General features: G+C 52.3%; 22 protein-coding genes and 2 pseudogenes. 21 read left to right on the top strand and 3 right to left on the bottom strand.

Annotation, left to right across the window (positions count from 1 at the left end):
- The 4 genes and pseudogenes from NR121_RS21905 to NR121_RS25500 form a co-directional block, all read left to right on the top strand.
- A partial coding sequence (locus NR121_RS21905) for an ATP-binding protein (RefSeq protein ID WP_256831618.1) occupies positions 1-118 on the top strand: 118 nt, incomplete at its 5' end.
- Positions 119-182: 64 nt separating this feature from the next.
- Positions 183-578: pseudogene (locus NR121_RS21900) on the top strand (IS1595 family transposase); the annotation flags it as partial.
- A gap of 177 nt (positions 579-755) precedes the next feature.
- Entirely contained in the window at positions 756-1,400 is a 645-nt protein-coding gene (locus NR121_RS21895; protein ID WP_062409239.1) for a DUF6518 family protein, read from the top strand.
- Positions 1,401-1,557: 157 nt separating this feature from the next.
- Positions 1,558-1,990: pseudogene (locus NR121_RS25500) on the top strand (transposase); the annotation flags it as partial.
- Positions 1,991-2,140: 150 nt separating this feature from the next.
- Here NR121_RS25500 and lepB read toward each other — a convergent pair.
- Positions 2,141-2,689, bottom strand: coding sequence for a signal peptidase I (gene lepB / locus NR121_RS21880; RefSeq protein ID WP_054820291.1), 549 nt, complete (start codon positions 2,687-2,689; stop codon positions 2,141-2,143).
- A 133-nt stretch (positions 2,690-2,822) separates the two neighbouring features.
- Here lepB and NR121_RS21875 point away from each other — a divergent pair, with 133 nt between their 5' ends.
- The 10 genes from NR121_RS21875 (at position 2,823) to yajC (ending at position 12,288) form a co-directional block, all read left to right on the top strand.
- On the top strand, positions 2,823-3,527 hold the full coding sequence (locus NR121_RS21875; RefSeq protein WP_054820292.1) for a BofC C-terminal domain-containing protein: 705 nt from the start codon (positions 2,823-2,825) through the stop codon (positions 3,525-3,527).
- Positions 3,528-3,644: 117 nt separating this feature from the next.
- Entirely contained in the window at positions 3,645-4,301 is a 657-nt protein-coding gene (locus NR121_RS21870) for a hypothetical protein (RefSeq protein WP_256831927.1), read from the top strand.
- Positions 4,302-4,442: 141 nt separating this feature from the next.
- Entirely contained in the window at positions 4,443-5,111 is a 669-nt protein-coding gene (locus NR121_RS21865; RefSeq protein ID WP_256831926.1) for an HNH endonuclease, read from the top strand.
- Between the two features lie 183 nt (positions 5,112-5,294).
- Positions 5,295-5,798, top strand: coding sequence for a crossover junction endodeoxyribonuclease RuvC (ruvC, locus tag NR121_RS21860; protein WP_054820295.1), 504 nt, complete (start codon positions 5,295-5,297; stop codon positions 5,796-5,798).
- On the top strand, positions 5,795-6,433 hold the full coding sequence (gene ruvA, locus NR121_RS21855; protein ID WP_062409232.1) for a Holliday junction branch migration protein RuvA: 639 nt from the start codon (positions 5,795-5,797) through the stop codon (positions 6,431-6,433). The genes ruvC and ruvA overlap by 4 nt, the downstream gene beginning before the upstream one ends.
- Positions 6,434-6,494: 61 nt before the next feature.
- The gene (gene ruvB / locus NR121_RS21850; RefSeq protein WP_062409231.1) at positions 6,495-7,499 is read left to right on the top strand and encodes a Holliday junction branch migration DNA helicase RuvB; all 1,005 of its coding nucleotides are present in this window, start codon (positions 6,495-6,497) and stop codon (positions 7,497-7,499) included.
- Between the two features lie 48 nt (positions 7,500-7,547).
- Entirely contained in the window at positions 7,548-9,704 is a 2,157-nt protein-coding gene (locus NR121_RS21845) for a SpoIID/LytB domain-containing protein (protein WP_235594130.1), read from the top strand.
- 10 nt (positions 9,705-9,714) lie between these two features.
- The gene (queA, locus tag NR121_RS21840) at positions 9,715-10,764 is read left to right on the top strand and encodes a tRNA preQ1(34) S-adenosylmethionine ribosyltransferase-isomerase QueA (protein WP_054819013.1); all 1,050 of its coding nucleotides are present in this window, start codon (positions 9,715-9,717) and stop codon (positions 10,762-10,764) included.
- 33 nt (positions 10,765-10,797) lie between these two features.
- Positions 10,798-11,931, top strand: a complete 1,134-nt coding sequence (gene tgt / locus NR121_RS21835) for a tRNA guanosine(34) transglycosylase Tgt (protein WP_074727168.1) — start codon at positions 10,798-10,800, stop codon at positions 11,929-11,931.
- Positions 11,932-11,970: 39 nt separating this feature from the next.
- Positions 11,971-12,288 (top strand): preprotein translocase subunit YajC, encoded by a 318-nt coding sequence (gene yajC / locus NR121_RS21830; RefSeq protein WP_062409229.1) that lies wholly within the window; start codon positions 11,971-11,973, stop codon positions 12,286-12,288.
- An 87-nt stretch (positions 12,289-12,375) separates the two neighbouring features.
- Here the strand turns inward: yajC and NR121_RS21825 are convergent, their stop codons facing one another.
- Positions 12,376-12,735, bottom strand: a complete 360-nt coding sequence (locus NR121_RS21825; protein WP_062409228.1) for a TIGR04086 family membrane protein — start codon at positions 12,733-12,735, stop codon at positions 12,376-12,378.
- A gap of 242 nt (positions 12,736-12,977) precedes the next feature.
- On the opposite strand from NR121_RS21825, the gene NR121_RS21820 reads away from it, so the two are divergent.
- A complete protein-coding gene (locus NR121_RS21820) occupies positions 12,978-13,652 on the top strand; it encodes a DUF421 domain-containing protein (protein ID WP_062409227.1) in 675 nt (224 codons plus the stop codon).
- A 16-nt stretch (positions 13,653-13,668) separates the two neighbouring features.
- On the opposite strand, the gene spoVB is transcribed toward NR121_RS21820, so the two are convergent.
- Positions 13,669-15,228 carry a stage V sporulation protein B gene (gene spoVB, locus NR121_RS21815; protein WP_062409226.1) on the bottom strand — a complete coding sequence of 520 codons (1,560 nt, stop codon included), beginning with the start codon at positions 15,226-15,228 and terminating at the stop codon, positions 13,669-13,671.
- A 182-nt stretch (positions 15,229-15,410) separates the two neighbouring features.
- On the opposite strand from spoVB, the gene NR121_RS25215 reads away from it, so the two are divergent.
- The 6 genes from NR121_RS25215 to NR121_RS21785 all read left to right on the top strand — a co-directional run bounded on the left by NR121_RS25215 (position 15,411) and on the right by NR121_RS21785 (position 22,149).
- Positions 15,411-15,923 carry a post-transcriptional regulator gene (locus NR121_RS25215; protein WP_306274604.1) on the top strand — a complete coding sequence of 171 codons (513 nt, stop codon included), beginning with the start codon at positions 15,411-15,413 and terminating at the stop codon, positions 15,921-15,923.
- Positions 15,924-16,036: 113 nt separating this feature from the next.
- Positions 16,037-17,269: a protein translocase subunit SecD gene (gene secD / locus NR121_RS21805; protein ID WP_082660810.1), complete on the top strand. Its 1,233-nt coding sequence runs from the start codon at positions 16,037-16,039 to the stop codon at positions 17,267-17,269.
- Entirely contained in the window at positions 17,259-18,170 is a 912-nt protein-coding gene (gene secF, locus NR121_RS21800; RefSeq protein WP_082660809.1) for a protein translocase subunit SecF, read from the top strand. Before secD ends, secF begins: the two co-directional genes overlap by 11 nt.
- Positions 18,171-18,245: 75 nt before the next feature.
- The gene (locus NR121_RS21795) at positions 18,246-19,190 is read left to right on the top strand and encodes a cation diffusion facilitator family transporter (protein ID WP_054819010.1); all 945 of its coding nucleotides are present in this window, start codon (positions 18,246-18,248) and stop codon (positions 19,188-19,190) included.
- A gap of 17 nt (positions 19,191-19,207) precedes the next feature.
- The gene (gene recJ / locus NR121_RS21790; RefSeq protein ID WP_137670126.1) at positions 19,208-21,640 is read left to right on the top strand and encodes a single-stranded-DNA-specific exonuclease RecJ; all 2,433 of its coding nucleotides are present in this window, start codon (positions 19,208-19,210) and stop codon (positions 21,638-21,640) included.
- Positions 21,637-22,149, top strand: coding sequence for an adenine phosphoribosyltransferase (locus NR121_RS21785; RefSeq protein WP_054819009.1), 513 nt, complete (start codon positions 21,637-21,639; stop codon positions 22,147-22,149). Before recJ ends, NR121_RS21785 begins: the two co-directional genes overlap by 4 nt.
- Positions 22,150-22,251 lie beyond the last annotated feature (102 nt).

Raw genomic sequence — 22,251 nt, 5'->3', positions numbered from 1 at the left:
TGGGGACACGAAATTGACGTCAGCGCTGGTGGACCGGCTTGTACACCACGCTCACATTCTCTCGTTTACCGGAGATAGTTTCCGTCTGAAACAGGCGATGGAACGAATTCCGGGTTGATGATTCTACTGGCAAGTGTCTGTCGGCATTTTTCGCTGCCGAAATTAGCATTTTTCTCTTGCGAAAAACAGTGAAAACTAAGGTTGATAATATGATTGGTTCTAAACTAACTTCTGATAATGTACTCGTTACTGATGCTTGGAGAGCTTACAAAACCTATGCAAAAGAAAAAGGTTTAGAGCATTACCGAATTAAATCAAATGACGGTAAGCACGTTATTAAAGGTTTGTATCACATCCAGAATGTAAATGGTCTCCATTCTCGTATGAAACAATGGATAGACCGCTTTAAAGGTGTGGCTACAAAGTATCTTGACAACTACCTTGCGTGGTTCTTGTTTGTAGATAGTCGTAGTAACGAAAGCACTAATCAGCATATTAAAGAATTTCTATTAACATCATTTGTATATGAAATGACTGACACTTACGACAGTTTGAGGCTATCAAAATTCAATGTGTAATCCTTATTCAATTAACGAAGCGGATTTGCTCAACAAGAAGTCACAATAGGAATGTTCTCCTGCTGTAAAATATAATTAGACGTATTAATGTTCCAGAAAATAAAACAAAAATCAGAGGATGAATATCCATTAGCAGATAAATGTGAATAATGATTATTTATATTTGGGAGGGTATAAATGAAAGACTTCTTGAATGAAATTCGAAGACCAATAAATATATCGCTATCAAGAAAATTTTTATATTCGACTTTAATATTTATCGCAGGGATTATTTTAGGCATAATTTCAAAGTTACTTGATGAAACCGCCAGTAATTTATTACCATATTTTCTTGAAACGTTGGATTTAAGGAACTTCTTTTCTCGTATGGGGGTTTGGATTTTCCTTGCGGTGCTAATATCTGTGTATTGCAAATCACCTATTAGGTCTGCTATAAATGTTTTTTTGTTTTTTGTAGGCATGGTAGGTAGCTATTATCTTTATACTATTTTGATAGCTGGTTTTTTTCCTAAATCATATATGATGATTTGGATTATCATGACTATTATCTCGCCATTTTTGGCTTTTGTATGTTGGTATGCAAAAGGGAAAGGTATAATTGCTATTTCTATTTCATCTATAATAATTATGTTTATTTCAAGACAGACTTTTGCATTTGGGTTTTGGTATTTTGATATTTTAAACACTTTGGAATTGTTGCTCTGGATAGCCACGATTTTTGTTTTATATCAGTCTCCAAAACAGATAAGCAAAGTGACTACCATAGGATTGCTTCTTTACTTTGTAACTGCTCAAACAAATTTATTCTGGGGAATGTTGTAGGAAACCTAATGCCTAGGGGTTTCCTTTATTTTGATATAATTATCAACATTGAAATATAACAGAGCCAAAACAAAAAGAAGCCAAACCTTGGTAAAATAGAAGTGACGAGCAACCATTCAAAGGAGGGCTTCTTTTGTACATTCAATATAACATGGATGCCGATGCAGGATATGGCGGAGAAGAAAACTACGCCTATTTGGAACAAGAAGAAGTTCAGGCCATTGTCAAATACAGCACCTACCACAAAGAGAAATCGAAGAAATGGCAAACGGACATAAGCAAAATCGACAACTGGCACTACGACGACGAAACCGATACGTGGACAATGTCCAGGCGGACAAACGCTGGACTTTCGTTATGAGAGCACGCGGGAAAAGCTGCGAAGTGAGGAAGGCTACGCGATGTCGGTTCGACGTATGATCGAACCGGAGAGTGTGTTTGGACAAATGAAAAACAACCGGAACTTCCGGCGTTTCCTGCTTCGCGGCTTGCCCAAAGTGAGCCTGGAGGTCGGGTGGCTTTCCCTTGCCCATAATTTATTAAAGTGGGCGGCGATGAACCAAAAAGGTCGAGTAAGAGAGTACGTATAGCCCCCTACTCGACCTTTTTTTCTGTATGGAAACGAGAAGTTAAGAAAACAGGGCCGTCCCTGCGCAGTTAAAAACTACTTATGGGACGGCCCCTTGTTTTGAATCCCTGTTCAATGATCTGAACAGCCGTCATCCGCTGGGGGGCCAGATTCAGATTTTTATGCCCAAAATATGACTGAACGGAATGAAGCCGATCTCGCGGCTGTCCTTACTGTGATTGCGATTGTCTCCCATCACGAAAATATTTCCTTCCGGCACAGTCCACTTCCGATTGGGCTCAGGCTGCATGGCTTCTTTCAAATACGGCTCTTCCAGCAACTCGCCGTTTCGGTACAGCTTGCTGTTTTTGAGCTCGAGCACGTCTCCGGGCTTACCGATGACACGCTTCACATACATGTTCGGACCGTTATCCCCGCGAATCCAACGAAGCAGCGGATGCTCGAGCACATCGTCCTTGAAGGAACGCACACGGTCGACCCTGCTGTCTATGATAACAATGTCGCCGTAATCGGGCTGGTAACCAAACGTATGCGACAGCTTGGATACATAAATACGCTGTTCGTTATGCAGAGTGGGATCCATGGAATGGCCCAGTACTTTCGTCGGTTGGAATACAAACAAACCGATCAAAATCGTCAGCACGAATGCGGCGGCAAGAGAGCGAACCCAGGCCCAAATTTCTTTCATGACCGGTTGCATCGGGAACGGATCCTTCCTTTCAGTGTGTTAGTTGCTGGTTTCGTCCTAAGTATACATCCAAATAGTATAAGAGTCGATCCTTACGGGAAAAATAGTAAAAACAATCCAGCATTTAAAGACAGAAGGGGATCGAATGAATTTGCTCAGCTTCTGGAACCAGTTTAAAAAACAATTGAAAAAAAAGCTGCGTGTCAGGCGCCGTTGGATGAATTTGGCGGGTTTTCTGTTTGTGGCAGGCACACTTGCCGCCGGCTTCTGGCTGTTCAGTGACCGGTTGGCGGGACCTGCGGCTTGGAAAGAGCAGGAACAAGCAGTATTCGGCCGGAACATGAAGGAATTTAGGCAGCCGGAGGATGAGGTCCTTAAGATGGTGGCGGGAATGGACGGCCAAAGGGAGGCCTACATGAAAAAAGCTTATGTATGCGGCGAGGAGTTTCAACGGCTCGGTATGATGAGTTCGACGGATATATTGGCCTATCACCGGACACATCCGTCCTATAAGGTCAGCTTGGATGAAGGAAACAAAGTCTATTTTACGGAAACGGTGGACGACTTGTCTCCACAGTGTAAAGAAAACGCCTACTTCGGACTGGATACAAAAGGGAATCTTTCTCTGTTCGAGGGCGTGCCTGGATCCGGCGGGGAAAGTATAATCCGGACGTTTTTCCAGCTAAACATTGAGCACTTGGAAAGCAGTCTTCCGCGGGAAACGGTGAAGCAGCTGTATCGCGGAATCCGGGTAAGAGATCTGGATGATTACAACAGCGTGCTCTCGACTTTGAGCGATTACGCGATGGAAGAGACGGAGAATGTGCTGCAAAAATCATCCAATCGTTAGCCGGTCGGGCAGGACTGCAAATCAATGCCGTGCTGCAACCTTTCCACGGGAAGTTGCGTTTATTTAGGTAAGGATGAGACGCTTCATCCGACACTTGGATTGGAAGGGGATGGCGTGATGAAACGAGCCGTATTACTTGGTCTGCTTGCGGCCGGTCTGCTTGTTCTTTCGGCCTGCACTCCGAAAGCGCCTGGCCATGTCCCGCCTTCCCCGGAAAACCCGGCAGCGCAGCCGACTGATGCCGATGCTCCAAATAAAGAGGGGCAAGCATCGGATGTGGCGGAACAAGCCCGCAAAGCCGTTCAAGCGCTGAAGGAAAAGAATCTGAAGCTCTTGTCCGGTTTGGCGCTCCCGGACAAGGGAATCCGGTTTTCGCCTTACGGGTTTGTCGACACCCGGAATGATCTTGTGTTCAAGCCGGAGCAGCTCAAGGAGCTATTTACCGTCAAAACCATTTATGAGTGGGGCGTTTACGACGGATCGGGCGAACCGATCCGACTGACTTTTGCTGATTACTATGCCAAATTTATTTATGACGCGGATTTTGCAAAAGCGCACCAAACCGCTGTCAATCGGCAGATCGGGCAAGGCACGACGCGTTCCAATCTCACGGAAGTGTATCCCCCGGACCGGTACTCGTTTGTCGAGTTCCATTTTGAGGGCTTCGAGGCGCAGTTTGAGGGCCTTGACTGGAGGAGTCTGCGGCTCGTTTTTGAAAAAAACAATAACATTTGGCAATTGGTCGGGATCATTCACGACCAGTGGACTATATAACCGGAGGGATGGCTGTGGCCGCCCTTTTTTTGCTGTGCGGAGATCTTTATGAAAGCTGTGGTTGCTCCGGAAGCAAATCTGATATAATTGAAAAATGTCAGGATTAGGGAAGAAGGCGATCCAAAGGAGAGGAGGGCGGCTATGCAACCGGGCGCGCATTGCCTGCTGCACAAGCCTTGCAGCCGGTGCGGACAAACGAAATATTATCTTCAGTTTCCCACCAAAGGCTCCAGAAGATCTCGGAACGGGGCAAGAAAAAATATTTGCCGCAAGTGTGCGAGAAAGAAAGCAAAGCCGAAGCTTTCGGATATCGAAGCGCTTGGCGTGAAGGAGCCGACGCATGCCGGTGCTGCGGAAACGATGGAGACGCCGGCGAGACGGTTAGCCCCTCCTGCTCCGCCTCCTTCAAGCAAAGAAGGCGCGGCAAAGCTGCTTCGGCGGGACCGGCAGGGCATCATCCGGATGAGAGGAAAAAGCAATAACGGCAAGCGGTGGATTCAGGACATCGATTGGAGCTTGGCGGTGCTGCTCGTGGAGCAGCGGGCTGCAGTTGTCTTGAATCCCTACATGATCCGGAGACTGTACAGCAACGACGATTTCCGCAAAATGATCCTGCAGCGGGATAGATACACCTGCTACTACTGCGGTAAAATCGGCGATACGATCGATCACATCGTGCCGAAATCCAAGGGCGGCCATACCACGCCTGTCAACTGCGTTTGTTCCTGCTACGACTGTAATCAGAGCAAAGCCGACCAAGACGCGGACCGCTTTATCGGAGGGCGCGTTTCGGAAGGAAGAAGAGAATAATCTTCGTTTATTTGTTGCTAATCCGCCGGTTTCATTCAAGCCTCCAGAACTTTTTCGGCTTACTGAACGTTTTGCCGCACGGCGTATTCATCCCTCTCATTATCTGATATAATGGCAATGGAATACATATGTTCGCTTATTGGAAAAGCGGCGAAAAGAGCAGAGCAGGGGAGTTGCGCAAAGGTGCGGATTTTAGGCATTGATCCCGGGATCGCCATTGTCGGTTTCGGATTTATAGATAAACAAGGACATAGGCTGGTGCCGGTCCAATACGGCTCGATCCAAACGGAAGCCCATACGGCTGACGCCCAGCGCCTGAAGCAAATCTATGAAGCGGCAGTTCAACTGATAGATAAATACAAGCCTGATGCGGTGGCGATAGAGAAGTTGTTTTTCAACCGCAATGTTACGACGGCTTTAACCGTTGGTCAGGCGCGCGGCGTGCTGATGCTGGCTGCGGAGCAGAAGGGCCTGCCGATTGGAGAATATACTCCGCTTCAAGTGAAGCAGGCGATTGTCGGTTATGGAAAGGCGGAAAAGAAGCAGGTGCAGGAGATGGTGCGGATGTTTCTGCATCTAACCGCAGTGCCCAAGCCCGATGACGTGGCCGATGCCCTGGCCGTCGCGATCTGCCACGCTCATTCCTCAGCTTTACAACAAAAATTGAACGGAGCCTATAAACGATGATTGACTTTTTGAGAGGAACGGTAGCCCACCGGGAAGCAGATTACGTCGTGCTGGACGTGCAAGGCGTGGGGTACCGTGTTTTTTGCGCCAATCCTTATGCCGTAGCCTCTGGAAAGGACGGCGGCGAAGTCACGATGTACATCCATTATCATGTGCGGGAGGACGCGCACCTGCTTTTCGGGTTTACGTCCCGGGAGGAGCAGTCGCTCTTTCGCCTCCTGCTGGATGTCAACGGCATCGGTCCGAAGGTGGCCATCGGCGTGCTTGCCGGCGGACGTCCGGAAGTGATTGCTTCGGCCATACGGCAGGAAAACCTTGCGTTTCTCACGAAGCTTCCGGGAATCGGGAAGAAAACGGCGCAGCGGATGGTGCTTGATCTCAAGGACAAGCTTGGGGCATTATCCTCTGCCGATGAAAGCTCTGCCGTTCACGGCATAGAGGTTGCGGCGGCTGCCCTGGCAGGCGGCGGGGCTTGGGCCGAGGCCAAAGCGGCGCTGCTGGCGCTCGGATACACCGAAGCGGAAGCGGACCGGGCTGGCCAAATCGTCAAGCCGAAGCTCAAGGGTGATGAAACGGCGGATGCCGTAACGAAGCTGGCCCTGCAGGCGCTGTATCAGCAATCCCTGATGAAATGAGAACACCCGGATAAGGGCTTGCCCGCCAGGCAGGCTTGAACCCGGAGAAAGGAGCTGCAAGATGGAAGACCGCATCATTTCGGCAAATCTGATGATGGAAGACCAGGGGATGGAGTTCAGTCTACGGCCAAGGTACTTGGCGGAATATATCGGCCAATCGCAGGCGAAGGAAAATTTGAAGGTATACATAGAGGCGGCCAAAATGCGCAAAGAGGCGCTTGACCATGTGCTGCTGTACGGCCCTCCCGGCCTGGGCAAGACGACGCTGTCCAACATTATCGCCAATGAGCTGGGCGTCAATCTGCGCACGACATCGGGACCTGCGATTGAGCGTCCTGGCGATTTGGCCGCCATTCTGACGAATTTACAGGAAGGCGACGTGCTGTTCATCGATGAGATTCACCGGCTTCACCGGACGGTGGAAGAGGTGCTCTATCCTGCAATGGAGGATTATGCGCTCGATATTATCATCGGCAAAGGGCCCAGCGCCCGTTCGGTGAGGCTGGATCTGCCGCCGTTTACGCTTGTGGGCGCCACGACCCGCGTGGGGCTGCTGTCGGCGCCTCTGAGGGACCGCTTCGGCGTCGTAAGCCGCTTGGAGTACTATACGGTGGATGAACTTTCTTACATCGTCAGCCGGACCGCTGACATTTTGCAGGTTGAGATCATCGGCGAAGCCTCCCGCGAGATCGGGATGCGTTCCCGCGGTACGCCACGGATCGCCAACCGGCTGCTGAAGCGCGTCCGCGATTTCGCACAAGTCAAGGGGGACGGCATCATCACGCTGGAGATCACCCGGGCGGCCCTTGCCAGCATTCAAGTCGACGCGCTCGGTTTGGACGAAATCGACCATAAAATGCTCCGCGCCATTATTCTCGGCTTTCAGGGCGGCCCGGTCGGACTGGATACGATAGCCGCTTCGATCGGTGAAGAAAGCCAAACGATCGAAGATGTATACGAGCCGTATTTGCTGCAAATCGGCTTTCTTCAACGCACCCCGCGCGGCCGCATGGTAACGGCCAGCGCATGCAAGCATCTGGGGCTGCCTATGCCCAGCCGTTCCTGACCTGACGGAGAGGGACGAGTAACCGTACGGTTGGAAAGGGGAATATTCATGATGAAAGGTATCAAACGGCCGTTCTTGTCGGAGGAAGCGTCTTCGGGAGCTTCCAATCAGGCCGTACGACCGCTTTGCGGCATCGTATTGAAAATGACGGCTGCGGCGGCGCTGCTGCTATCCGGAAGCATCGGTGCGCCGGAAGCCGCTCTGGCTGCGGCGCCGGCCATTCCGGCAGCACAAGCGGCCGTACCGAAGCTGGATACGATCCGTGTCGCGCTGTTTATTGATACGGGCAAATACGTCAGCCGTGCGTCAGCCGTGACGCTGTCCGCCGATGCCGGACTGACGCTGAGCCTGCGGGGAGCCGCGGGCGTCACGCCTGCCTATCAGGCGGCGGCGAAGGAACAGGTCCGTGTGTCCGCGGACGGCTATTATGCGCTGCTACCGGAAACGGCCAGCGCCGCTGAAGCCCGGACACAAGCGCAGCAGGCCGCGGCTGGCGGAGCCGATGCCGGCATCGTGCAGAACACAGCGCGGGGCAAGCAGGCCTATCGCGTATATCTTGGTCCTTTCGCGACCAAGGAAGAGGCGGCCGCAGCCGCGGCAGCGAGGCCGGGCGCGGTACTCGCGGGCCCGCTGCGCTGGAATGCGGGCACGTATGCCGCAGCCGCGGAAGCACAGGCGCAGGCGGCAGCTATCGCGCAGGCCGGGTTCGACGCCAACGTAGCGCAGCTGAGCGCAGGAAGCTATGCCGTGCTGGTCGGCGGCGCCGCAGACAGCGCGGGGCTTGAAGCACTAAGGGCCCAAATCGCTGCGGCGCTGCCTGCGGTAGTATTGACGCCGATGGATGCCGCTCAGGGCTATGTGCTTCTGCGCACGGAGCTTGCCGCCGATGCCGATAGTGCAGCGCAGCCGCTGACCGCAATGGTCTTTGGCGGAAACGCAAAGCTGTGGGCGGCTTCCAACGATCCTCAGGGTGCAGTCTATGTCAAAGAGCGCTTTGGGCGGATGTACCGCGGCGGCCTCGAACTGTCTCTTCACAACCATAGGCTGGCCGTGATCAATGAGCTGCCTTTCCAGCAGTATTTGTATGCGGTTCTCGGCTCCGAGCTCAACCCGGCTTGGCCTATAGAAGCGCTGAAGGCTCAGGCGGTCGCCGCTCGCACCTATGCGCTGAAGCAAGGCGTGAAGTATCAGATCGCCCATGTTTCGGATACGACACTGGATCAATCCTACAAAGGCATGGCTGTGGAATTTCCGGCTGCGCTCCAGGCGGTCGATTCAACGGCCGGAGAGGTGCTGACTTATAACAATGCTCTGATCGATCCGCTTTACTATTCCAATGCAGGCGGGCAAACGGCAGACTCCACCGAGGTATGGGGCAATGAAGTAGCTTACCTGAAAAGCGTTTCTTCTCAGGATAAGGGAGCCGAAGAGGGCAAAAAGAAGTGGTACCGTATCGTGCTTCCCAATGGCATGTCCGGGTATATTCATTCCGATTATGCACGGGATACGGGACTGAAAAACCCGGCAGGCCTGCCTTATTACGAATCCGTGCAGGACGGGGTGAATGTCCGCCCGGCTCCTTATGTGGATAATGCAGGCAATGCGGCGGTGTTTAAGGTCGATGTCCGTGACCGTTTCGTTGTGATCGGCGAGGAAACGGAATCCAACGCCTATGCCTGGATTCGCGGGCCTTATGAGGCATCGGAGATGAAAAAGCGGTTAGGTTCCGCAATGACCGCGGGCGGGGAGCTGCAACGGCTGGAAGTAACGAAGCGCGGCGTTTCCGGAAGGGCGCTTGAGGTTGCGGCGAACGGGCAGCCGCTGGCTGCCGCATATCCCGATGCGCTTCGGACGCTTCTGGGAGGATTGCCCAGCACGAAGTTTGAAATTGAAGAAACAGGACGGTATACTATATTGGGAGCGGACGGAACCGTTCGTACCCAATCCTCCTCCGCACAGCCGGTTTATACTTCAGGAGGGGGTCAGACGGTGCAGGAGCACCGCGATGAGGAGCTGTTCTTGCTGAACGCGGACGGAACGGTTCGGGTTGCAACCCGGAGCCCGCAGTTTGTTTTTCGGGGAACCGGCTTTGGCCATGGTTTGGGCATGTCCCAATGGGGGGCCAAAGGGTATGCGGAGCTCGGCTACGATTACCACAAAATACTCCAGACTTACTATATAGGGGTCTCGATTTCCAAGGGATGAAACGATAACGATGCAGGTAGATTTGTTCGATTACGATCTCCCCGAGTCGCTGATTGCGCAGACGCCGCTTGCCGATCGCACGGCATCGCGGCTTCTGACGCTCGATAAGCGCACCGGACGGATCGGCCACCACAGGTTTGAACAATTGGAGCAATATTTGCAAGCCGGGGATGTGCTGGTGTTAAACGACACAAGGGTCATTCCAGCCCGGCTTTTTGGCGTGAAGGCGGATACGGGCGCAAAGGCGGAGGTACTGCTGCTAAAGCCGTTGGAAGGGGACCGCTGGGAAGCGCTGGTCCGTCCCGCCAAACGGCTGAAAGTGGGCGCACGCCTTCATTTTGGCGGCGAAACCGGCGAACAAGACTCTGCGCCGCTGCTGACGGCCACGGTTGAATCCGAAGGCGATATGGGCAGCCGGGTGCTTCAATTTAGCTACAAAGGCATTTTTAATGAAATTTTGGACAGGCTCGGTCATATGCCGCTGCCGCCTTACATTAAAGAACAGCTTCCCGAAAAGGAGCGCTACCAGACGGTGTACGCCAAACACCGGGGGTCAGCTGCAGCGCCGACGGCAGGGCTTCATTTTACAGAGGAATATTTGCATAGGCTGGAACAAAAAGGTATACAATTAGCCTATGTTACGCTGCATGTCGGGCTGGGCACCTTTCGGCCGGTCTCCGTCGAAAACGTGGAAGAGCATGAAATGCATAAAGAGTATTATGAGGTTTCCGAAAAGACGGCCGAAGTAGTCAATGCGGCCAGGCAAAAGGGAGGACGGGTTGTCGCTGTAGGCACGACCTCGGCCAGAACGCTGGAATCGGCCGCGCGAGAAGACGGTACTTTGGTGTCCGGAAAGGGGTGGACAGGTATTTTTATATACCCCGGCTACCCATTTCGTATTGTCGATGCGCTGCTTACCAACTTTCATTTGCCCAAATCGACATTGTTGATGCTGATCAGCGCCCTTGCAGGAAGAGAACGTGTACTGGCCGCTTACAAAGAAGCCGTGGAGCGGGAATACCGCTTTTTCAGCTTCGGCGACGCCATGTTCATTTATTAGATCGAGGCAATGCCCGGAAAGAAGTGATTTTTAATGGCTATCACCTATGAACATATCAAAACGTGCAAACAATCCGGAGCCAGACTCGGCCGGGTTCATACCCCGCACGGGATCGTGGAGACTCCGGCCTTCATGCCGGTAGGCACACAGGCCACCGTAAAAACGATGAGTCCCGAAGAACTCAAGGAGATGGATGCGCACATCGTTCTCAGCAATACGTATCACTTGTTTCTCCGTCCCGGACACGACATCGTGAAAGCGGCGGGAGGGCTGCACCGGTTTATGAACTGGGACAGGCCGATACTGACCGACAGCGGCGGATTTCAAGTGTTCAGTCTTAGCGAAATGCGCAAAATCAGCGAAGAAGGCGTGCAGTTCCGCTCGCATCTGAACGGGGACAAGCTGTTTATTTCTCCGGAAAAATCGATTGAAATCCAGAATGCGCTCGGCGCCGATATTATTATGGCTTTCGATGAATGCCCTCCGTATCCGGCGGATCACAGCTATGCCAAACAATCGCTGGAACGGACGACCCGTTGGGCGGAACGCTGCTTGAAAGCGCACAGCCGGCCGGAGGAGCAAGGGCTTTTTGCTATCGTTCAAGGGGGCATGTACGAAGATTTGCGCAAACAAAGCGCCGCCGAGTTGACTTCCATGGATTTCCCGGGGTATGCTATTGGAGGGCTGAGTGTGGGCGAACCGAAGCATCTGATGTTTGAGGTGCTGGATTATACTGTTCCTCTGCTGCCTTTCGGCAAGCCCCGTTATTTGATGGGTGTAGGTTCCCCGGATGCGCTGATAGAAGGCGCCATTCGCGGCATCGATATGTTCGATTGCGTTCTTCCGACGCGCATTGCCCGTAACGGGACCGTGATGACCAGCTCTGGAAGGCTTGTGATCCGAAATGCCAAATTTGCGGAAGATTTCGGCCCGCTTGATCCGGAATGTTCCTGTTACACCTGCCGCAACTATTCCCGCGCCTACGTCCGTCACTTGATTAAGGCCGATGAAACGTTCGGTATCCGGCTTACGACGTATCATAACCTCCATTTTTTATTAGAGTTGATGCGTGGGGTGCGCCAGGCGATTCGCGAGGACCGGCTGCTTGATTTTCGCGACGAGTTCTTCGCCCGATACGGAATCGACGAAAACAGCAAAGGGTTTTAACCAATATTACATAGATATTACAAGAAAGGGGAAAAGTTAATGTGGTTAGCGGCAAGTGATGCTGCAGCGGCACCGGGAATCGAGGGATACTTGGTTACTTACGGTCCGCTTGTTTTGATGTTTGTCGTCCTGTACTTTTTACTTATTCGTCCTCAGCAAAAACGCCAGAAGGCACGCAATATGATGCTGAGCAATTTGAAAAAAGGGGACAAGGTCGTTACCATTGGAGGTTTGCATGGTACGATTATCGAACTGACGGACGATACGGTCATCCTGCGCGTCAATGACGTGACAAAGCTGACATTCGAACGTTCTGCGGTGAACACCGTACAGAGCTCGTCAGGTTCGGCGGAATAAAACAACTTGGCAGCGGGATATCCCGCCGCAAATAAAAGCCCGTTCTATCGCGATTGACGCGAGGCACGGGCTTTTATTTAATTTAAATCACCGTTTCAAATTCACCCCGATCATACCGCCGATGGCTCCGGACGGCACCGCCAATCCCGCCAAAATCAACGTGTCCTTTGTAAGCCCCGAGTCATAAGCCAAAAAGCCGACCAGCCAAACCACGGCGACGTACAAGGCTCCGAGCAGTATGCCTTGATACCAGCCTCTGCTGCCGCTTCGCTTTCCGGATACCATCCCTCCGATCAGCATGGCCAAACTATGAATCATCCAGGTTGTTTTGCGCCAAGAGTCTTCCGGAATATCGGTTGCGAGCAAGATGAGCGAGGCGATCAGCGTGCCGATCAGCATAACACCGACAGCATACGTTAATCCGGATAACAAGGGTGATTTTTTCATAGTCACCTCATTCCTCCTAATCCGATCCGTGATCCCCTGAAGTATGGTTCAGGGCTGCAAGCTCGCTCCTGCTCGCCGGGACAAGAGGCGCTGCACCGCAAGCTCGCTGCTTCACTCCCATTGTATGGGCATGTACCAGAAAATAGTACAGGTTCCTCAGGCAATTACCAACAATTCTCCCGCATGACAAGCAGCGGCCAAGGTCAAAATATTCCCTGAAGAGTAACCGGGAGGAAGAGCCAATGGAGATATGGACATTATTTGTTCGAACAGTCTTGGTCTATCTGATCGTGTTCTTGATGATGCGGATTATGGGGAAAAGGGAAATAGGCAAGCTGTCTGTTTTCGACCTTGTCATTTCCATTATGATCGCGGAGATTGCCGTGTTCGTGCTGGAGGACTTGAACAAGCCGATGCTGGAAGGGATTCTTCCCATGGTGACGCTCGTGGCTGTCCAGCTTCTCATTGCGTATATTTCATTGAAAAGCGAGAAATTACGCCGGTGGTTTGAAGGCAAGCCGTCGGCCATCATTGACGGCGGCAAGCTGAACCGTGAAGAGATGCGCAAGCAGCGCTACAATCTTGACGATCTGCTGCTTCAGCTTCGTGAGAATAAGGTGATGAACGTGGCCGATGTGGAATTTGCCGTTCTGGAGCCTTCGGGCAAGCTGACGATCTCGGAAAAGAAAGATCATCTGGATCGCTCCTCGACAGGACAGGCGTCCATTCGTTATGAAGGCCTGCCGCTTCCGCTGATCATGGATGGAAAAGTGCAGGACGAGAGTCTTCAGAAGCTGGGAAAAACAAGGTTTTGGCTGAAGCATGAGCTGCAGTCTTTAGGGGTAAAGGATTTTAAAGAAGTATTTTTTTGCTCGATCGATCATCGGGGCAAATGGTTTATCGATAAAAAAAAATAAAATGCGGCGTACAGCTTTACTTTACGAACCTTTTGCCGAGCCAGATGACACGGAACAAATCATTTCGGTCGATGAGCCTCACCAGGATGGCCAAAAGCAGATAGATGATCATACCGATGATACATGCGGCAAAAAAGCGAGCAAAACCATCTGAGATCCAATTCGATTGCATGACGGTGTGACTTGCGAATGCCGTGCCCGCCATGCAGAAGGCTGCTTTTATGAAATCGGAAAGCTGCATCCGGAAATGCAGAAGCCGTACGATGCTGTGCCAGTGCAGGGTTGTAACGAGCATAATATTGACCGTAATGGCAATGACGGCACCCAAGATTCCGTATTCAGGACGGCTGGCCAGAAAATAGATCAGCGACAGCTTGACTGCTGACCCGATGAGCGTATTCATTAGAGCGCTTCCGGGTCTTTCGAGCGCCTGCAAGGCGGCCTGAAGCGGGGCCTGGAAGTAAATGAACAGGGCAGCCGGGGCCATCATCTTCAGCATGGAACCGACTCCGGGCTGACCATACATATATAAGCATATCGGTTCGGCCAGAACGTACATTAATACCGCGAAGGGGGCGCCCGTTACCAAAGCGAGCTTTAGCGATTGGTGCAGCCGCATATGAATGGTGAGCATATCGTTCTTGGCGGCGGCTTCCGATAACGACGGCACCAGCGATACGGCAAGCGAGAAAGTAAGGGCGCTCGGCAGCATGAGTACGGGAATGACCATCCCTTGCAGCGCTCCGTATTGCGCTGTCGCGAGCCCTGTGGCGATACCGGCCATGGCCAGGCTTTGGACGATCAGAACCGATTCCAGAAAGTATGAACCCGAGCCCACCAGCTTGCTCCCGGTGATGGGGACAGCCAGCTTAAAGATCTGCTTCAGATTGGCGATACGTGAAAGCGAGCGGTGGGAACCGATTTGTCCGCGGGGCGTGCGCTGCTTGCGGCTCTGGCGGTAATACAGGATCAGGACGAGCAGGGCGCAAATTTCTCCCGCCACCACCCCGACCATCGCTCCGGCAGCGGCGTATTCGATCCCGTAAGGAAGCATCCAATAAGCGAAGGCCAGAACGGTTATGATCCGAACGATGGTTTCCATGACTTGAGAGAGCGCTGTCGGAATCATATCTTGGCGTCCTTGAAAATATCCGCGAAAGACAGAGGATACAGCGACAAAGAGAACGATTGGCGTCATGCACAGGAACGTAAAGTATACGCGCGGGTCGGTAAACAGGTGGTCGGTGATCCAGCGCGCGCCAAAGAAGATCACTGCCGTAAACAGGATGCCGAGTAAGAGAGCCACGGCAAGGGCCAAGCGAAATATGCTTTTGGCACGCGCCTCGTTTCCTTCCGCTTCGGCGGCGGCGACCAGCTTGGCCACCGCAATCGGGATCCCGCCCGTTACGACGGTAAGTATAACCACGAGGAATGGCCAGCCCATTTGATAGAGACCGATGCCTTCGGGACCTATGACCCTGGGAAGGGCTATCCGCGGAATAAACCCCAGGATACGGTTAATGATACCGGCTGCAAGCAATATGAGCGTACCTTTGATAAACGATTGTTTTGTCAAGGGAATGACCTTCTTTCTTTCCCATGGGCTTGGACCCTGGTGTTACTAAATGGATATGCATAACCTGTCCTTGCGCATGCAACAATTTTTCTGAGTGCGGAAATACCGGCGGCGGCAGGAAAACGAACGGCGGCAGCGAATAGGTAGTTAAGACAAGGCTTCGCATGCGGGAGGGATGCTGGATGGATAAAGACGAATGGAAGCCGGGTCATAGCGGCATAGACCCGGAACCGGATGAACAAGGTCCGGAGGAAGCGGCGGATTCGGCTTCCGAAAGGAAGGCCGAAAGCATGGTGCCTTATATGGAGCTTCATTACATGGCGGCCGCAGCGGAAGCCGGGGAGCAAGAAATGGCGGAGCACGATACAAAACGGCCGTCGGCCGAAGACGCGGAAGCAGAAAAGGAAGAATCAGATGCGAGCAGCTCCGGTACCGGAGAAGAAGGAACCGGGGAAGACGAGGAATTGAACCGGGTGATTGAAGATCTATGCCGCAGTAAAGCTCAGGAATTCCGTATGCTCGGTTACGAGCATGTGACCGGCCAGGAAATTTGGGAATGCGTAAGCGACAAATACAACAAGACCGGCATCCCGCCGCTGCACCGGATCGTGAACGATATCCTGTCTCTCAAAGTGACGCAATTTATGAATTGGATGACGATGAGCATATATAAGGACAACGCCCATTTTCGATGATAAATGGGCTTCTTTTTTTGCACTGCTCCCCCTATCTGCTACAGCTCTCCTTAAATTGACTCGATTTTCGCAGGTAGGTATAATAGGAATATTGAGTTTGGAAGGAGATAGCTATGGACATCAAAAGAATCGTGGCGTTTTTCGTGAGTGTAGCGATCGTCTTCGCTGCAGCCATTTGGACGAGTCCTCATCTTGTAAGCAATATAAAGTTGGGTCTTGACTTAAAAGGCGGTTTTGAAATCCTGTACGTTGCCGAACCGGTTGAACCGGGACAGCAGGTGACCAAGGAGTCGCTGCTTGAAACCGCCCGGAGCATCGAACAGAGGGCAAACGCTCAGAAGGTAAGCGAGCCAGAAGTGACTACGGAGGGAAAAGACCGGATTCGTGTGCGGCTCGCCGGTATTGAGAATGAAGCCGAGGTCCGGGAGATATTGAAGAAGCCTGCGGAGCTGTCTTTCCGCGGTCCGGATGGCACCAAGGAAATGGTTGGAAGCGACTTTGAAGTCGGTGCCGCCAAACTCGGCTTCGACGAGGCGAACAGACCGCTCGTTAATATTAAAGTAAAAGATCCCGAGAAATTTCGTCAGGTGACGCAGAAGCTGCTTGGGAAGCCGCTTGCGATCTATTTGGACGAGGTGGAGCTATCGGCTCCGATCGTACGCCAGGTACTGACGGACGGCACGGCCACGATCAGCGGCAACTACACGTACGAAGAAGCAAAGAAAATTGCCGACACGATCAACCTCGGCGCGCTTCCGCTAAAGCTTACGGAAAAGTATACGCAATCCGTCGGGGCATCGCTTGGCCAGCTGTCGCTGCAGCAAACCGTTAAAGCGAGCATCATCGCATCCATATTGATCGTTTTGTTCATGATCGTGTATTACCGGGTGCCCGGATTGGTTGCATCCATCACCATCGTGACTTTTATCTGGTTAATGCTGCTTGTCACCTACCTGATGAAGGCCACATTGACGCTTCCGGGCATCGCCGCATTTGTTCTGGGGGTCGGAATGGCGGTGGACGCCAACATTATTACCTATGAGCGGATCAGGGAAGAACTGCGCAGCGGCAAGAGCATTATGTCCTCGCTGAAAGCGGGCTCCCGTCACTCGTTCCGTACCATACTGGATGCCAATCTTACGACAATTCTTGCCGGAGCTGTACTTTATTTCCTTGGAACGGGCGCGATTCAAGGGTTTGCACTGACACTGATTTTTACCATTTTGGTGAGCGTATTGACGAACGTCTTCTTCTCAAGATGGCTGTTAACCCTTCTCGTACGCAGCAACATTGTAAAAAAACCAGCTTATTTTGGGGTAAAGGAGTCCGAAATCAATGCTCTATAACGCCAAATATGATTTAATGAAGCACCGCAGGAAATTTTTTGGCATCTCAATAGCCATCACCGTCATCGGAATCGTTATGATGCTGATATTCGGTTTGAACCTCGGGGTCGATTTCAAAGCGGGTACGACGCTTGATATCTCAACGGGAGGCAAGGCGATTCAGCAGTCGCAAGCTGTTGAACTCGTCAGAAGCGCCGGTCTGGAGACAGCGACACCCCCCGTTGTTGGAGGAGCGGCCGGGGACCGGGTCACGCTGCGTTTCGATAAGGTGCTCACTACCCAGGAAATCGATCAGATCGAGGCCAGCTTCAAAACGGCATTCGGGGATCAAATTTCCAAGGAAGAAAACACGGTGGATACGGAATTAGCCAAAGAACTGGCGCTGAAAGCTATTTATGCGGTATTGATTGCCAGCTTGGGGATTATGCTTTATGTAAGCATTCGTTTTGAATGGCGTTTTGCTGTTGGAGCGATCGCCGCACTGCTTCATGATGCGTTTATGGTCATAGCTATATTCTCCATTTTCCAGTTAGAGGTCAATTTGCCGTTTGTCGCGGCCGTACTGACCGTTATCGGTTACTCTATTAACGATACGATCGTTATTTTCGATCGAATTCGTGAAAACATGCGGTTTGCCAAGGTGAAGACCTTTGACGATTTGTCCCAGATCGTTAACCGCAGTATTTGGCAAACGATGACTCGTTCTATCAATACGGTGCTGACCGTCCTGATTGCGGCGGTGCTGCTGTTCGTTATGGGAAGCGAATCCATTCGCCTTTTCTCGCTTGCCATGATTATCGGGCTTATAAGCGGTATGTATTCTTCCATCATTATCGCAAGCCCGATCTGGCTGGTATTGAAATCCAAGACGTTAGGTGCTAACAAGAAAGCCGCAGCTTAAGCGGTTTAGCAAGCGCGGCCGCGCGAAACGGCGAGTTTCGGCGGCCTTTCTACAATATCATGGAGGAGTGGCCCCATGACGGAAGAACGAAGCAAACAAGCGGCCGCCCACGTGCGGATCGGTATAGCAGGCCATCTCGCCTTGGCGGTCTTGAAGGGCACGGCAGGATATTTGTCACAAAGTAAAGCGTTGATTGCGGACGCGCTCCATTCCGCATCGGATGCATTCAGCTCCATCGCGGGTTTACGCCCCGCCGCCAAAAGGTTTTCGGATGGAGACCTTGATTACGGGCAGATCAAAGCCATATCGAAAGGGTCAATCCTGATCGCGGTACTGCTGCTTATTTTGGGCCTGGAAACGGGTATTTCTTCCATAAAATCGGTTTATTACGGTGTCGACAAGGCGCCTGAGGCCTTCGCTCTGATCATTATCGTTATCTCTATTGCGGTTAAGGAAGCACTGTTTCAATTTAAATACCGGAGGGACAAAAAGCTTTCCGGACATGAACGAACCTCCGGCGCAAGCAAGCACCGCTCTGATTTGTATGCCTCCATTGCCGCGTTTATCGGTGTCTCGGGTGCGCTGCTTGGCTATTACCTGGGAAATACTGCGCTTTATTATCTTGATCCGCTGGCCGGGCTGGTCATTGGGGGGCTTATCGTTCGCACGGGATATCAACTTCTGATAGAATCGTTACATGACAAGCACGGCCATGAGCTGCATCAAGAGGATTCGGCGGAGATGCTTGATACGGTTCAGCGCGTGAAGGGAGTCATCACGATCGATGATTTGCGCGCAAGGGAACACGGCCATTACGTCATCGTCGAGATCAAAATCAGCGTAAACCCCCGAATCAGCATTCAGGAAGGCCACGATATCGCGAAGATTATCAAATTTACACTGATGAAGCGTTTTATTCATGTATCTGACGTTTTTGTTCATGTGAGCCCGTACGATCCCGGATATCCATACAAAAATCATGACTTGCAGGCCGACGAAATGCCTACACTGCTTCACTAAATGATGGGAGGGAAGGCATGCTACCAACAAAAGCCAGATGGAGTATCGGCAGCGTAGATCCAAAAGCGGCAGATGCGCTTTCCCAAGCATTGAATGTTTCGCCGCTCATTGCCCGTCTGCTTGCGGTACGAGGCTTGACGGATATCGGACATGCCGCCCGATTTTTACATGGAGGAACGGATCAGACCCATGATCCGTTCCTTTTAGATGGTATGGCCGATGCTGTAAAACGTATTCGCCGGGCCATGGAGTCCGGCGAGAAGATCCGTGTGTACGGTGATTACGACGCGGACGGAGTAAGCAGCACGACACTGATGGTTCATCTGCTGCGACAAATGAACTGCCGCTTTGACTATTACATACCCCATCGGATCTATGAAGGATATGGACTGAATATCGCCGCGTTGGACGCGGCTAAAGAGCAGGGAGTCAAGCTGATCGTAACCGTGGATACCGGGATCAGCGCTGTGGAGCAAATTGCATATGCCAATTCGATTGGTCTTGATGTGGTGGTCACCGACCATCACGAACCGCCGGATGTGCTGCCGCCGGCGTATGCTATCATCAATCCCAAGAAGCCCGGGTGTCCTTATCCGTTCAAGCAGCTTGCAGGCGTGGGCGTGGCGCTGAAGCTGGCGCAAGCGGTCTTGGGACGTTGGCCGGAAGAGCTGCTGGAATTTGCGGCGATTGGGACAGTAGCTGATTTGATGCCGCTGACGGAAGAAAACCGCATCATTGTCAAGCAAGGACTGGAGCGGATGCGGCAGACTGCGAATTTTGGTATCCGGGCGCTTTTTCGTGTGGCGGGAATCCCGCTGAAGGACGTAAATTCCACTCATATCGGTTTTGCTCTTGCTCCGCGCATTAATGCAAGCGGGCGTCTGCTCAGTGCGGATACGTCCGTAAGACTGCTTACGGCGACCAGCGAGCAGGAAGCGGAAGAACTTGCGGTTGAATTGGACCAGTTGAACAAAGAACGGCAGCGCATCGTGGACGAGATGGCAAAACAGGCCGTTGCGATGGTCGAAGAGCAGCGCAGCGTGGACGGAGAACTCCCCAAGGCGATTGTGCTTGCCCAGGAGGATTGGAATGTCGGCGTCATCGGTATTGTTGCTTCGAAAATCGTCGACAAATATTACCTTCCGACAATCATACTGGGGATCGACAAAGAAACGGGGATGGCGAAAGGCTCTGCACGTTCGATAGCCGGGTTCGATATGTACCGGGCGCTTACCCATTGCCAGGATCTGATGGAGCATTACGGGGGCCACCAAATGGCTGCCGGAATGACGCTGGCGCGGGAGCATCTGCCTGAGCTTGCGCGGCGAATGTCGGCATTGGCGATGGAGTGGCTCGCTCCGGAGGATTTTATTCCCGTGATGCATGCGGACATGCTTTGTGAATTTAGCGAAGTCGATCTGGAAAGCATCCGCCAATTGGAGCTGCTCGGTCCGTTTGGCATGGGCAATCCTTCACCCCGGTTCGTATTCAAGGAACTGGCGCTAAAAGATATGCGTACGATAGGGAAAGAACAGCAGCACTTGAAGCTGTCCTTGCAGTGCGCAAGAAACGAGACGGCCGCTGCTGTAGATGCCGTCGGCTTCGGCAAAGGGCGGCTGGCTGAATGGATTTCCCCAACCGCCTCCATCGACGTTCTTGGCGAGCTGTCCGTCAACGAATGGAACGGGGTGCAGCGGCCTCAGATCATGATTCAAGACTTGGGGGTTCATCGCGTCCAATTGTTTGATTGGCGCGGGACGCCAAGGCCCGACCGGAAGCTGTCGGAGCTGTGCGGACGGCTTAAACGGCACCCTCAGGGACCTGGACGGCCGCCGGCCGTGGTGGTGTTCGGTCCGGAGCCGCCCCCTAACCTGAAACTGTCCGGAGCCGGCTTTGCTCTCTGGTGTGCCTCATTGCACGGCCGGTTCCGTCCGTGCAATGAGGCCGCCAAGGACAACGCATTATCCGAGGCGCACGATGTGATGCTGTATTCGCTGCCGGATCGAATGGAGCAGCTTGACGCTCTGGCGGCGGAGGCCGCATCGGTTCAGCGGTATTACGCCGCTTTCGGCGGCACGGAAGAAGATAAGCAATCCGGGATCTTACCCGGCCGGGATATGTTTAAATCGGTTTACGGCGCGGTCATGGCATTGAAGCCGAAACCCGCGAGCGCAGAATGGACAGCCAGGCGTTCCGGAGTGCCGCTTCCGCTGACCCGTTTCATATTGGATGTATTTACAGAATTGGACTTGATGGAATCTCTGGGTGACGGCTATAGGATCATTGAGTCAACGGAGAAGAAGGATTTGACCGCTTCTTTACTTTATCAAAGCCGGATGAAGCGGCAGGATGTGGAGCAGGAACTGATGTACTCGTCAGCAAAGGAACTGCTGTCAAGGCTCTTTGCCCGGCATAAGCAAACCCAAACCATGTTGGAGGGAATCATATGAATTTCAAGGAACATATTCGAGTGATTGAGGACTTTCCTCAGCCGGGGATCAGCTTTAAGGATATTACCACTTTGCTAAAGGACGGAAAGGTATACAGGGAAGTGATCGCCGAAATGACAAGACGTCTGGAAGGCATTCAGATCGATTGTATTGCCGGCCCGGAAGCGCGCGGATTTGTCATTGGAGCTCCTTTGGCCGTGGCGCTGGGCGTAGGCTTTATCCCGATCCGCAAAAGCGGAAAGCTGCCGGGTGAAACGATCGAGGCGGATTATGCTCTTGAATATGGCAAAGACAAATTGTCCATGCATAAAGATGCCATTGCGCCGGGACAAAAAGTGCTGATTGCAGACGATCTTCTCGCTACGGGCGGCACAATCGCGACTTCGATAAATCTGGTCAAGCAGCTTGGCGGCGAAGTTGTCGGCGCGGCTTTTCTGATTGAACTGCTGGAGTTGAAGGGAAGAGAGAAGCTGGAGGGCATCGAAGTGCTCTCGCTGGTGCAATATTGATATAAACAGCGTGTCCATCCATTCGCCATCCTTGAAATCGCGCCGGGCGTGACAGATGCCGTGGCAGAAGTTCTTCAGGGCGAATATCCTAAAGCAGCACAA

It is taken from the genome of Paenibacillus sp. Pae15 (assembly GCF_024519685.1).
In the GTDB taxonomy this organism is placed as follows: Bacteria; Bacillota; Bacilli; order Paenibacillales; family NBRC-103111; genus Paenibacillus_G; species Paenibacillus_G naphthalenovorans.
This window is presented reverse-complemented; position numbering and strand designations above follow the sequence as displayed.

Coding starts and splice junctions, on each gene's coding strand:
- NR121_RS21895 (WP_062409239.1), top strand. CDS start 756: ATGAAAGACTTCTTGAATGAAATTCGAAGACCAATAAATATATCGCTA.
- lepB (WP_054820291.1), bottom strand. CDS start 2,689: ATGCAACCGGTCATGAAAGAAATTTGGGCCTGGGTTCGCTCTCTTGCC.
- NR121_RS21875 (WP_054820292.1), top strand. CDS start 2,823: ATGAATTTGCTCAGCTTCTGGAACCAGTTTAAAAAACAATTGAAAAAA.
- NR121_RS21870 (WP_256831927.1), top strand. CDS start 3,645: ATGAAACGAGCCGTATTACTTGGTCTGCTTGCGGCCGGTCTGCTTGTT.
- NR121_RS21865 (WP_256831926.1), top strand. CDS start 4,443: ATGCAACCGGGCGCGCATTGCCTGCTGCACAAGCCTTGCAGCCGGTGC.
- ruvA (WP_062409232.1), top strand. CDS start 5,795: ATGATTGACTTTTTGAGAGGAACGGTAGCCCACCGGGAAGCAGATTAC.
- ruvB (WP_062409231.1), top strand. CDS start 6,495: ATGGAAGACCGCATCATTTCGGCAAATCTGATGATGGAAGACCAGGGG.
- NR121_RS21845 (WP_235594130.1), top strand. CDS start 7,548: ATGATGAAAGGTATCAAACGGCCGTTCTTGTCGGAGGAAGCGTCTTCG.
- queA (WP_054819013.1), top strand. CDS start 9,715: ATGCAGGTAGATTTGTTCGATTACGATCTCCCCGAGTCGCTGATTGCG.
- tgt (WP_074727168.1), top strand. CDS start 10,798: ATGGCTATCACCTATGAACATATCAAAACGTGCAAACAATCCGGAGCC.
- yajC (WP_062409229.1), top strand. CDS start 11,971: ATGTGGTTAGCGGCAAGTGATGCTGCAGCGGCACCGGGAATCGAGGGA.
- NR121_RS21825 (WP_062409228.1), bottom strand. CDS start 12,735: ATGAAAAAATCACCCTTGTTATCCGGATTAACGTATGCTGTCGGTGTT.
- NR121_RS21820 (WP_062409227.1), top strand. CDS start 12,978: ATGGAGATATGGACATTATTTGTTCGAACAGTCTTGGTCTATCTGATC.
- NR121_RS25215 (WP_306274604.1), top strand. CDS start 15,411: ATGGATAAAGACGAATGGAAGCCGGGTCATAGCGGCATAGACCCGGAA.
- secD (WP_082660810.1), top strand. CDS start 16,037: ATGGACATCAAAAGAATCGTGGCGTTTTTCGTGAGTGTAGCGATCGTC.
- secF (WP_082660809.1), top strand. CDS start 17,259: ATGCTCTATAACGCCAAATATGATTTAATGAAGCACCGCAGGAAATTT.
- NR121_RS21795 (WP_054819010.1), top strand. CDS start 18,246: ATGACGGAAGAACGAAGCAAACAAGCGGCCGCCCACGTGCGGATCGGT.
- recJ (WP_137670126.1), top strand. CDS start 19,208: ATGCTACCAACAAAAGCCAGATGGAGTATCGGCAGCGTAGATCCAAAA.
- NR121_RS21785 (WP_054819009.1), top strand. CDS start 21,637: ATGAATTTCAAGGAACATATTCGAGTGATTGAGGACTTTCCTCAGCCG.